Source organism: Rhodospirillaceae bacterium, assembly GCA_028819475.1.
GTDB lineage: Bacteria > Pseudomonadota > Alphaproteobacteria > Bin65 > Bin65 > Bin65.
Window position 1 is genome coordinate 1 of sequence record JAPPLJ010000026.1, and the last position, 10,840, is coordinate 10,840.

The window sequence follows — 10,840 nt, forward strand, 5'->3', positions numbered from 1 at the left end:
TGTATTCCTGGATCGAGGCGCGGATCCACCACATGGCGTAGGTCGCAAGGCGGAAACCGCGCTCCGGGTCGAAACGCTTGACCGCCTGCATCATGCCGACGTTGCCTTCGGAAATCAGCTCGGCGACCGGCAGTCCGTAGCCGCGGTAGCCCATAGCGATCTTGGCGACCAGGCGGAGATGGCTGGTCACCAGCCTGTGCGCGGCCTCGGTATCCTCGTGGTCGCGCCAGCGGGTCGCCAGCATGTATTCCTCTTCCGGCTCCAGCATCGGGAACTTGCGGATCTGCGCAAGATAGGCAGACAGATTCCCGTCCCGTCCAACGGAAGGGATCGTCGGCAACGTCGCGATTGCCGTGGAGGTCGCCATTTTCGTCTTGCCTCGCTTTCCTCCGGGGGCGTGCGCCGGCGCGCTGCCGGTCTCTTGTCGCCCGCCTTGTATTTGAGGATTGGCCCCGGTCTTTTCAAGATCGCTCATGGATTGCGAAACTCATTGCTCCGCAGAGAGTTGCCCGGCATTTTTTAACGGTTTCAAGGCAGATACCAGTGCTGCGATGTCCTGCGGCAATGCTGCCCGGAACGACAGGGCCTCGCCGGTGACCGGATGGACGAAGCCCAGACGGGCCGCGTGAAGCGCCTGCCGCGCGAAGGTTTCGACGGCGGCAGCCGGCGCCGTATCCCGCCAGGGCCGCGGCAGATGCCGGCGGCCGCCATACAGATAATCCCCGACCAGCGGATTGCCACGATGCGCCAGATGGACCCGGATCTGGTGGGTCCGTCCGGTCGCGAGCCGGCAATCGATCAGGCTGAGAAGTCCGCCGTAGCGCGCCGTCACCGCATAATACGTTCGGGCAGGCCGTCCTCCGTCGCGCCGGACGGCCATTTTCGTGCGGTGCGCCGGATCGCGGCCGATCCCGGCGTCGATCCGGCCGGTGAGCGGCCGGGGCTCGCCCCAGGCCAGCGCCGTGTAGCGCCGCTCGATGCTGTGGTCCGCGAACTGGGCCGCCAGGCCGGCGTGCGCCGCGTCCGACTTGGCCGCGACCAGCAGGCCGGAGGTGTCCTTGTCGATGCGGTGGACGATACCGGGGCGGGCGACGCCGCCGATGCCCGAGAGGCCGTCGCCGCAATGGGCGAGCAGGGCGTTGACCAGGGTGCCGTCGGGGCTGCCCGCTCCGGGATGCACCACCATGCCGGCCGGCTTGTCGATCACGATCAGATGATCGTCCTCGAAGGCGATCTCGAGCGGTATGGCCTGCGGCGCCGGCCGCGCGGGCGCGGGCGCCGGCACGTCGACCGTGAAGCGCTGGCCGGCCGCAACCTTCATCGCGGGCGACGCAACGATCCGGCCGTCGCCGTCGCTGACCGCGCCCTGCTTCACCAGCGCCTGGATGCGGGTGCGCGACAGGCCGTCGAGCGCCGCCGCGAGAACGGCGTCGAGGCGCCGGCCGGCCGATGCGTCATCCGCTCTCACCTCGTACCTCGACACCGGGTCCGGTTCGGCTATTGTCTCGGTTTCCGGAAGCTCGTCGTCCATGGGCCGGTCGCGTCTTCATTGCCGGGCAGGGCGGCGTCATCCTAGCAGGCAGCGGGTCGGAATGTGAGCGTGACGCGGGTGCGTTTGTTGGTCGGCGCCGTGATCGGCATGGGCGTGCTGATCGCGGCCGGCCTGGTCGTGCTGGTCGCCGGCATCGTCTACAAGGCCGGAGAAGCGGAAGTGCCGGGATCGGCCGCCCCGGCAGCCGTCGGCAAGCTGCGCACCGACGCCGTGTCGCTGGGGCTGCCGGCCGCGGCCAAAGTGCTGCAGATAACGCAGGTCCGCGGCGCGCTGGCGGTGCTGGTGCGGCTGCCTTCGGGCGAGCAGGTGATCTATGCGGTCCCCATGGATCGCCGGCAGCCGCCGTTCCGGATTCAGGTTACCGGCCCCCAGGGCCGCAAGTAACGCAGGGTGGCAAGCAGGCGGATACGATGAAAGAACCGACATTCCGGCCGGCTCCGGCGCCCGAAACATTCAACCCGGCCGAACCGGCGGACTTCGCGCCGGTCAATTTCGCCTCGGACAATGTCACCGGCGTCGCCCCGGAAATCATGGAAGCGATCGTCGAGGCCAACGGGCCGCAGGGCGCCTGGCCCTATGGCAACGACGACGTGACCGGCGGGCTGAACGCGCGGTTTTCCGAACTGTTCGATACGGAGGCGATCGTCTATCCCGTCGCCACCGGCACGGCGGCCAACGCGCTGTGCCTCAGCCTCGTCGCGCAGCCGTTCAACACGGTCTATTGCCTGAAGCACAGCCATACCAACGAAGACGAGGGCGGCGCGCCGGAATTCTACACCAACGGCGCCAAGCTGGTCCCGGTTCCCGCCGCAGACGGCAAGATGACGGCGGCGGCGCTGGAAGCGGCGATCGGCGAAGTCGGCGGGGGCGGGGCCCGCCTGCCCCATGTCATGGAGGCCGCCGCCGTCTCCATCGCCCAGGTGACCGAATGCGGCACGGTCTATTCGGTCGACGAGGTCCGGGATATCTGCGCCGTCGCGCGGGCCAACGGCCTGTTCGTGCATCTGGACGGCGCGCGTTTCGCCAACGCCGTCGCCGCCCTGGGGTGCGAGCCGTCCGAGATCACCTGGCAGGCCGGCATCGACCTGATGTCGTTCGGCGCGACCAAGAACGGCGCGATGGCGGCGGAGGCGGTCGTGCTGTTCAACGAGGACCTGGAGGAAACCCTGAGCCGGCGGCGGATGCGCGGCGGGCACCTGTTCTCGAAGATGCGTTTCGTATCCGCCCAGCTCGCGCGCTATGTCGAGGACGGGTTGTGGCTGCAGCTTGCCGCCAACGCCAACGCGATGGCGGACCGGCTCGCGGCGGGACTCGCGGAAATCGACGAGATCGCCATCGACTATCCGGTCGACGCGAACATGATCTTCGCCGCACTCCCCGGCGATATCGCGGAGCGGTTGCGCGACGCCGGGTTCGACTTCTACGACTGGGGCGATCCCGACCGGCCGAATATCCGGCTGGTCTGCGCCTTCAATACCGACGCCGACGATGTCGACCGCTTCGTCGAGGCGGCCCGAAGATAGGCGCTGCCTTCCCCGTTCAATTCGGGGCCGCCCGGCGAACCCGTTTGCAATCGAAAGTTCGCCTGTGAGGCCGGCGCGGTATTTTTGCGTTCATTCCGGCGGTTTATGCGCTAGGATTCGCCCGTTCGGACAGGCGGAACCGTCCCCGGTCTGTCCGCGATGCGCCGCGCCCGGCTGCGGCGGGGCGCGAAGGAAAGTTTCACATGGAGCAAACCGGAGGAACCATGTCTACCACGATCAAACTCGTTGCGGCCGCCGCCGTCGCCGCCCTGGCATTTGCCGGTACGACGACCGGCGCGTCGGCGCAGAAGCAGCGTTTCATCAGCATCGGCACCGGCGGCGTCACCGGCGTGTATTACCCGACCGGCGGCGCGATCTGCCGCCTGGTCAACCGCGACCGCAAGAAGACCGGCATCCGCTGCTCGGCCGAATCGACCGGCGGCTCGATCTACAACATCAACACGATCCGCGCCGGCGAACTGGAATTCGGCGTCGCCCAGTCGGACTGGCAGTACCATGCCTACAACGGCACGTCGAAATTCAAGAAGCAGGGCGCCTTCAAGGACCTGCGCGCGGTCTTCTCCGTGCATCCTGAGCCGGTCACGATCCTTGCGCGCGACGACTCGGGCATCAACAACATCACCGACGTCAAGGGCAAGCGGCTCAACATCGGCAACCCGGGCTCCGGCACGCGCGGCACCTGGGAGGTCATCGAAGCGGCCCTCGGCTGGAAGCGCACGGACCTGAAGCTGGCGACCGCCATGAAGTCCGCGGAGACCGGCGCTGCGCTGTGCGACGGCAAGATCGACGCCTATTTCTGGCTGGTCGGCCATCCGTCGGCCCTGACCCAGGAATCGCTGGCGACCTGCGACGCGCATCTGGTGAACGCCACTGGCCCGGCGATCGACGGCCTGGTCAAGAAATGGCCGTTCTACCGCAACGCGACGATCCCGGCCGGGATGTACAACAACAAGGCCGACGTCAAGACCTTCGGCGTCGGCGCCACCTTCGTGACCAGCGCCAAGGTGCCGGCCGATGTCGTCTATGTCGTCGTCAAGGCGGTGTTCGACAATTTCGGCGCGTTCAAGAAGCTGCATCCGGCGTTCCGGAACCTGAAGGAAAGCGAGATGATCAGCGATTCGCTGTCGGCGCCGCTGCACGCCGGCGCGGCGAAATACTACAAGGAAAAGGGCTGGATCAAATAACGGCCCGAACGGATTGGCGGGGCCCGGCGCGGCCCCGCCCTTTTTTTGTTTAACCCGTATATCGATTTGATTCGCAGCGCTTGAGGAAAAGCCGATGGCCGAAGCCGCCGCGCAACGCCCGACCGCCGAAGAGCTCGTCAGCAGCGTCGACACCGGCGGGCGGGCGCCCCGCGGATGGCAGCGCAACCTGATTCCGGCCATCGCCTTCATCTGGGCGCTGTTTCAGCTCTACATCGCTTCGGCCGTGCCGTTCACGCTGCAGGAGTGGACCGGCCTGCCCTTCGTCGTGCCGAATACCGAAGCGCGCATGATCCATCTGGCCTTCGGCCTGCTGCTCGCCGCCTTCGCCTTCCCGCTGCTGAAACGCGGGCCGCGCGACCATATTCCCTGGTACGACTGGCTGCTCGCCGCCGTCGGCATCGCGTCGTGCCTCTACATGATCGCGTACAAGAACGAACTCGCCGAACGGGCCGGCGTTCCGACGGATACCGACCTCGTCGTCGCCAGCTGCGGCATGGTCGTTCTGGCGATCGCCGTCTACCGGGCGCTCGGCCTGCCGCTGGTCGCGGTCGCCTCGGTTTTCGTGCTCTACGTTTTCGGCGGCGACGCCGACTGGCTGCCCGACGCCGTGCAATGGAAAGGCGCGTCCTTCGGCAAGGCGATGTGGCATTTCTGGATGCAGACCGAGGGCGTGTTCGGCGTCGCGCTGGGGGTCTCGGCCTCGCTGATCTTCCTGTTCGTCCTGTTCGGCGCGATTCTCGAAAAGGCCGGCGCCGGCAACTTCTTCATCAAGATCGCCTTCGCCCTGCTCGGCGACCGGCGCGGCGGCCCGGCCAAGGCCGCCGTCGTCGCCTCGGCCCTGAGCGGGCTCTATTCCGGTTCCTCGATCGCCAACACGGTGACGACCGGCACCTTCACCATCCCGCTGATGAAGCGCACGGGCTTCACGCCGGAGAAGGCCGGTGCGGTCGAGGTCGCCTCCTCGACCAACGGGCAATTGACCCCGCCGGTGATGGGCGCGGCGGCCTTCCTGATCGCCGAGTTCACCGGCGTCAGCTACACCGAGATCATCAAGCACGCCCTGATCCCGGCGCTCGTGTCCTACATCGCGCTGGTCTACATCGTGCATCTGGAGGCCCTGAAGCTGGGGCTGAAGGGGCTGCCGAAGCCGTCGACGACCATGACGGTGGCGCAGAAGCTGATCGGCTTCCTCAGCGGCTTCATCGGCATCGCCCTGCTCGGCATCGCGGTCTATTTCGGCCTTGGCTGGATCAAGGTCATCGCGCCGGGCACGGCCTTCTTCGTCGTCATGGTGCTGTCGGCGGTCGCCTATCTCGTCCTGCTGTGGCTGGCGTCGCGCCAGCCGGACCTCGTCGTCGATCCGCCGGACGCGCCGATCACGGAACTGCCCCGGGCCGGGGCGACGGCGATCACCGGCCTCTACTATGTCCTGCCGATCGTCATCCTGATCTGGTGCATCGTGCTGGAGCGGCTGTCGCCGGCGCTGTCCGCCTTCTGGGCGACCATGGCGATGATCGTCGTCGCGCTGACCCAGCATCCGCTCAAGGCCCTGTTCCGCGGCACCGGGAACATTGCCGGCGCCTTCCGGCAGAGCGTCGGCGAGCTGGTCGACGGCATGATCTCCGGCGCGCGCAACATGATCGGCATCGGCGTCGCGACCGGCGCGGCCGGCATCATCGTCGGCACGATCTCGCTCACCGGGGCGCACCAGGTCGTCGGCGAGTTCGTCGAGTTCCTGTCCGGCGGCAGCCTGATCATCATGCTCATCCTGGTCGCCGTGATGAGCCTGATCCTCGGCATGGGCCTGCCGACGACCGCCAACTACATCGTCGTCTCGTCGCTGATGGCGCCGGTGATCGTGGCGCTCGGCGCCAAGAGCGGCCTGATCGTGCCGCTGATTGCGGTCCACCTGTTCGTCTTCTATTTCGGCATCCTGGCGGACGATACGCCGCCCGTGGGCCTCGCCGCATTCGCGGCCGCCGCCATCTCCGGCGGCGACCCGATCCGCACCGGCGTCCAGGGCTTCATGTACGACATCCGCACCGCCCTGCTGCCCTTCCTGTTCATCTTCAACACGGAACTGCTGCTGATCGACGTCTCGGCCGGGAAGGCGGTGATCGTCTTTGTCATTGCGGTCGTCGCCATGATGCTGTTCGCGGCGGCGACCCAGGGCTATTTCTTCGCCCGCAACCGGATCTGGGAAACCGCGATCCTGCTGCTCGTCGCCTTCAGCCTGTTCCGGCCCGGCTACTGGCTCGACCAGGTCGAACCGGAATTTGCCGAACGGCCGGGCGCGGAAATCGTGCAGGTCGTCGAAAAGGTGCCCGAGGGCGGCACGCTGCGGGTCACGGTCTCCGGGCCCAACTTCAACGATCCGGACAGGATCGACGAAACCACCGTGACCATCCCCTTCGGCAAGCCGGGCACGGGCCTGGCGCGACTGCGCGCCGCCGGGCTGCTGGTCATGGTCGAGGAGGGCAAGGCGAAGATGGAAGAGCCGCTGCCCACCAGCCCGCTCAAGGCGCTCGCCCGGAGCTTCGATTTCTACGGCGACACGCCGACCGTCATCAAGACGATCCTGGTGCCGAACGAGCGGATGGCGAAAGAACTCTTCTACATCCCCGCGGTATTCCTCCTGATCCTCGTCATCCTGCTCCAACGCCGCCGCCAGACCCAGCCGGCCTTCTGAGCGGGGGGCGCGGAGCAGGGTTTCTCCTGCGAAATGGCACCGACCGAATCCCCCTCCCCTTGGGGGAGGGGCCAGGGGAGGGGTCGTCTGCCGCCGCGCCGATGTTTGATTCCGGCAAGGCTCCGGCCCCCGCATACCCCTCCCCCTGACCCCCTCTCCCAAGGGGAGGGGGAATGGTTGCTCTAATTGCCGGATTGGACTCACTGCCTTTCGCGGAAGGATCCCAAGGGGAGGGGATTCGATCGGCGCCTCTTTCGCAGAGCAATCCGCTGAAGCGGGGGAAAGACGTCTTGCGCGGCCTTGCCTCATTGCAGACGAACCCGCGCCGGAGCGCGGCCCGCTACAGCCCGGCCACCGTCTCTTCGATCAGCTGCGCCACGACCGCCTCGATGGCGGCCTGGTGGTCCAGCCCTTCGGCGAGGCCGGCCTCGTAGGTCTGCACCTGCCGGCGCGCGCTCGTGCCGTGGGCCAGGATGGCGCGGCTGTGCTCGATCTCGGTCAGGCAGCCGAAATGCTCGGCGTCCGGCCGGGTCAGGTCCAGCAGTTCCTCCAGCAGGTCGGCGAACGGCACCCTGCGGCGGATGCCGAAATCGATCAGCTCCCCGTCGCAGCCATAGCGCTGCGCGCGCCAGCGGTTTTCTCGGATCAGCATGTTGGCGTAGCGCCGCCAGCGCTGGTTCTGCCGGCGCAGGCGCCACAGCATGCGCAGGATGCAGCGGTAGAAGGCCGCGATCGCGACCGCGTCGGCGAGCCTGGGGCACAGGTCGCAGATGCGCATTTCCAGGGTCGGGAAGCGGGCCGACGGGCGGATGTCCCACCAGATTTTCGTCGGCTCGTCGATGATGCCGCTCTCGACCATCATCTGCACATGGCGGTTGTATTCGCCGAAGCTCTCGAACTGCTCGGGCAGGCCGGTGCGCGGCAGCTCGTCCCACACCGCCAGCCGGTAGCTCCTGAGCCCGGTGTCCCGGCCCTGCCAGAAGGGCGAGGAGGTGCTGAGCGCCAGCAGATGGGGCAGGAAATAGCTGACCTGGTTCATCAGGTCGATGCGCAGGTCGTCGTCCTCGATCCCGACATGGACGTGCATGCCGCTGATCACCAGCCGGCGGACCACGCCCTGCAGGTTTTCGGCCAGCTCGTTGTAGCGGTCCTTCTCCGTCCGCTTCTGCTCGCCCCAGGCGGCGAACGGGTGGGTCGAGGCAGCCATGATGGCAAGGCCGTGCTTTTCGGCGACCCCGGATACCGCCTTGCGCAGGCGGCGCAGGTCGGCGGCGGCGTCCTGCACCGTCGTGCAGACCTTCGTGCCGATCTCGATCTGCGCCCGCAGGAACTCCGGCGCGACCTGGGAACCCAGCAGCGCCTCGCATTCGCTGAACACGGCCTTCGGCGGATCGGCGGCGAGGTTCAGCGTCTCCCGGTCGATCAGGAGGTATTCCTCCTCGATGCCGATAGTGAAGCTGGGTTCCTTCAGCGTCATGATGCAACCCTCCTCCGCCGTTTACGGCGGCAGGCTATCGAACGCGGCGGCCAGTGCGTCGCCGACGATTGCGGCCCACTTTCTTACGCCCCCGGCCTCGGCGATCAGGTCCTGGCGGATTTCGACGAGCAGGTGCGGCAGGTCCCGCAATTCGCCGTGCCGGTGGACCGTGTAGCCGAAATTGTTGCGGGCGCTGTAGGGCTGGTTGTCGCCCACGGTCACGTCGCCGCGGGCCGCCAGCGCGGCCATGAAGGGCAGGGCGAGCCGGCCGTCCCGGTTCCACAGCGCGGAAACCTGCCAGGGCCGCGGCCGGCCGCCGAACACCGGCGTGAAGCTGTGCACCGAGACGAAGGCATGGAAGGGCGGGTCACGCGCGCTGTCCAGCAGCCGTTCGATCTCGGCGTGATAGGGCGCCATGAACTGGCGCGCGCGCGCCGCGGCCTCAGCCCCGTTGAGCGTCCGGTTGCCGGGAATCGGCACCCCGTCGCTCACCGACGGGATCGAGGTCGCGTCCGACGGGCCGCGGTTGCAGTCGATGACCAGGCGCGAATAGCCGGACTTGACCAGGGGCGCATCGAAACGCCCGGAAAGACTATCCGCCACAGCCGCCGCGCCGATGTCCCAGGCGATATGCTCCTGTAGCCGGTCCCCGTCGAGGCCCAGGGAATCGAGCGCGGCCGGTATCCGGTTGCTGGCATGGTCGCAGACGAACAACACGCGCGCCCGGCCCCCGGCGTTGACGACCGAAAAGGGCGGCGGATCGGCCGGCCCGAGCAGGACCGGCGGTTCTTCCGCTGCGCGCAGGACCGGTTCGGCGCCGCCGGCCACTCAGCGCAGCTCCCGGCGCCAGGCGCGCAGCTGGTCGGTGACGGTCAATGCCGCCGCCAGCACATCGCGCACGCTTTCGCCGCTCGCCACCGGTTCGCGCCTTGTCCGGACGCAGTCGAGGAAATCGGCGCATTCCATCATGATCAGGTCGGTCTTGTCGTACTCACGCTGTTCGGCGCCGAAGGTCGGCGGCTCGTCCCGGCCGCCGGTCCGGTTCATGATGACCAGCCGGTTCTCCGCCATGTCGGCGACCATGTAGGCATTGCGCTGGAAGACGCGCATGGTGCGCTGGATCTTCCAGCTGACCCGGCTTGCGGTGACCGCCGCCACGCAACCGTTCTCGAAGCGGATGCGGGCGTTGGCGATGTCCTCGGCCGGCCCGACGACCGGCACGCCCACGGCGTCGATCTGCGTTATCGGACTGTTTACGAGAGTCATGATGTTGTCGATATCGTGCACCATCATGTCGAGGATGATGCTGGTGTCCGTGCCGCGGCCGCGATACTGCGAGATGCGCGTGCTCTCGATATAGCCCGGCCGGTCGGCCAGCGCCTTGACGTCCCTGACGATCGGGCTGAAGCGTTCGAGATGGCCGACCTGCAGGATGCGGCCGCCGGCCTTCGCCAGGGCGATCAGGTCGTCAGCCTCTTCCAGCGTCTCGCAGAGCGGTTTCTCGACCAGCACATCCTTGCCGGCCTCCAGGAAGCGTTTCGCGATGGCGTAATGGGTCGTCGTCGGCGTGACGACGCTGACCGCCTCGACCCGGTCGAGAACCGGTCCGAGATCGGCCGACGCCGCGGCGCCGGTCGCGGCGGCGACCCTTTCGGCCTGCGCGGAATCGATATCGACGACCGCGACCAGTTCCGCCGCTTCCAGCGCGGCGAATTTCGCGGCGTGCAGCGCGCCGAAATAGCCGCAGCCGACAACGGCGACACGGACCGGCGCAGCGCCCGAATCTGGATCGGTTTCAGCTGGATCGGTTTCAGACAGTCTCCCGCTCCCGGCAATGGCGTTCGGGTTCCGCTCGTACCCTGCGCGCCGGTTTCACCGCGCGTCGGCGAGGGCGACGATGCGCTGCATCGAGCGCAGCACCGGCTTCTCGATCAGCTTGCCCCGGTGAACGACGAGCCCGCCGTCGCCCGCCTCGAAGGCGGCGATGACCTCGCGCGCCAGGGCGACCTCGTCCGCGGCCGGGCTGAAGGTCTCGTTCAGGACCGGAATCTGTTTCGGATGGATCGCGGCCTTGCCGGTAAAGCCGAGGCTGGCGCAGCGCCGGGCCTCGTCGCGCAGCCCGTCCATATCCTCCAGGTCGAGCCAGGGGACGTCGATCAGGTCGAGTCCGGCGCCCGCCGCGGCATGAACGACCCGGGACCGGGCGAACAGCAGATTCTCCCAGTCGATGGTCGTGCGCAGGTCGGCCGCCATGTCGATCGCGCCGAAAAGCAGGGAACGCACCCGCCGGGGGGGGGGGGGGGGGGGGGGGGGGGCCGCGGGGGGGGGGCGGGGGGGGGGGGGGGGGGGGGGGCGGGGGGGGGGGGGGGGGGG

Annotated in this window: 10 protein-coding genes; 4 read left to right on the forward strand and 6 right to left on the reverse strand. The window is 67.9% G+C overall.

Annotation, left to right across the window (positions count from 1 at the left end):
- Both OXM58_06770 and OXM58_06775 read right to left on the reverse strand, forming a co-directional pair.
- A partial coding sequence (locus OXM58_06770; GenBank protein ID MDE0148058.1) for a sigma-70 family RNA polymerase sigma factor occupies positions 1–367 on the reverse strand: 367 nt, incomplete at its 3' end.
- Positions 368–487: 120 nt separating this feature from the next.
- Positions 488–1,531: an RluA family pseudouridine synthase gene (locus tag OXM58_06775; GenBank protein ID MDE0148059.1), complete on the reverse strand. Its 1,044-nt coding sequence runs from the start codon at positions 1,529–1,531 to the stop codon at positions 488–490.
- Positions 1,532–1,594: 63 nt separating this feature from the next.
- Here OXM58_06775 and OXM58_06780 point away from each other — a divergent pair, with 63 nt between their 5' ends.
- The 4 genes from OXM58_06780 (at position 1,595) to OXM58_06795 (ending at position 6,990) form a co-directional block, all read left to right on the forward strand.
- Entirely contained in the window at positions 1,595–1,936 is a 342-nt protein-coding gene (locus OXM58_06780) for a hypothetical protein (GenBank protein ID MDE0148060.1), read from the forward strand.
- Between the two features lie 26 nt (positions 1,937–1,962).
- Positions 1,963–3,075, forward strand: coding sequence for a low specificity L-threonine aldolase (locus OXM58_06785; protein ID MDE0148061.1), 1,113 nt, complete (start codon positions 1,963–1,965; stop codon positions 3,073–3,075).
- Positions 3,076–3,299: 224 nt separating this feature from the next.
- Positions 3,300–4,280 (forward strand): TAXI family TRAP transporter solute-binding subunit, encoded by a 981-nt coding sequence (locus OXM58_06790; GenBank protein MDE0148062.1) that lies wholly within the window; start codon positions 3,300–3,302, stop codon positions 4,278–4,280.
- Between the two features lie 94 nt (positions 4,281–4,374).
- On the forward strand, positions 4,375–6,990 hold the full coding sequence (locus OXM58_06795) for a TRAP transporter permease (GenBank protein MDE0148063.1): 2,616 nt from the start codon (positions 4,375–4,377) through the stop codon (positions 6,988–6,990).
- Between the two features lie 340 nt (positions 6,991–7,330).
- Here OXM58_06795 and OXM58_06800 read toward each other — a convergent pair whose 3' ends face one another.
- The 4 genes from OXM58_06800 to OXM58_06815 are packed head-to-tail and all read right to left on the reverse strand — an operon-like array spanning position 7,331 to position 10,750.
- Complete coding sequence (locus OXM58_06800) at positions 7,331–8,461, reverse strand: carboxylate-amine ligase (GenBank protein MDE0148064.1); 1,131 nt, start codon at positions 8,459–8,461, stop codon at positions 7,331–7,333.
- A gap of 27 nt (positions 8,462–8,488) precedes the next feature.
- The gene (locus OXM58_06805; protein MDE0148065.1) at positions 8,489–9,295 is read right to left on the reverse strand and encodes an N-formylglutamate amidohydrolase; all 807 of its coding nucleotides are present in this window, start codon (positions 9,293–9,295) and stop codon (positions 8,489–8,491) included.
- The gene (locus tag OXM58_06810) at positions 9,296–10,285 is read right to left on the reverse strand and encodes a Gfo/Idh/MocA family oxidoreductase (protein MDE0148066.1); all 990 of its coding nucleotides are present in this window, start codon (positions 10,283–10,285) and stop codon (positions 9,296–9,298) included.
- A 54-nt stretch (positions 10,286–10,339) separates the two neighbouring features.
- A complete protein-coding gene (locus OXM58_06815) occupies positions 10,340–10,750 on the reverse strand; it encodes an aldolase/citrate lyase family protein (protein ID MDE0148067.1) in 411 nt (136 codons plus the stop codon).
- Positions 10,751–10,840 lie beyond the last annotated feature (90 nt).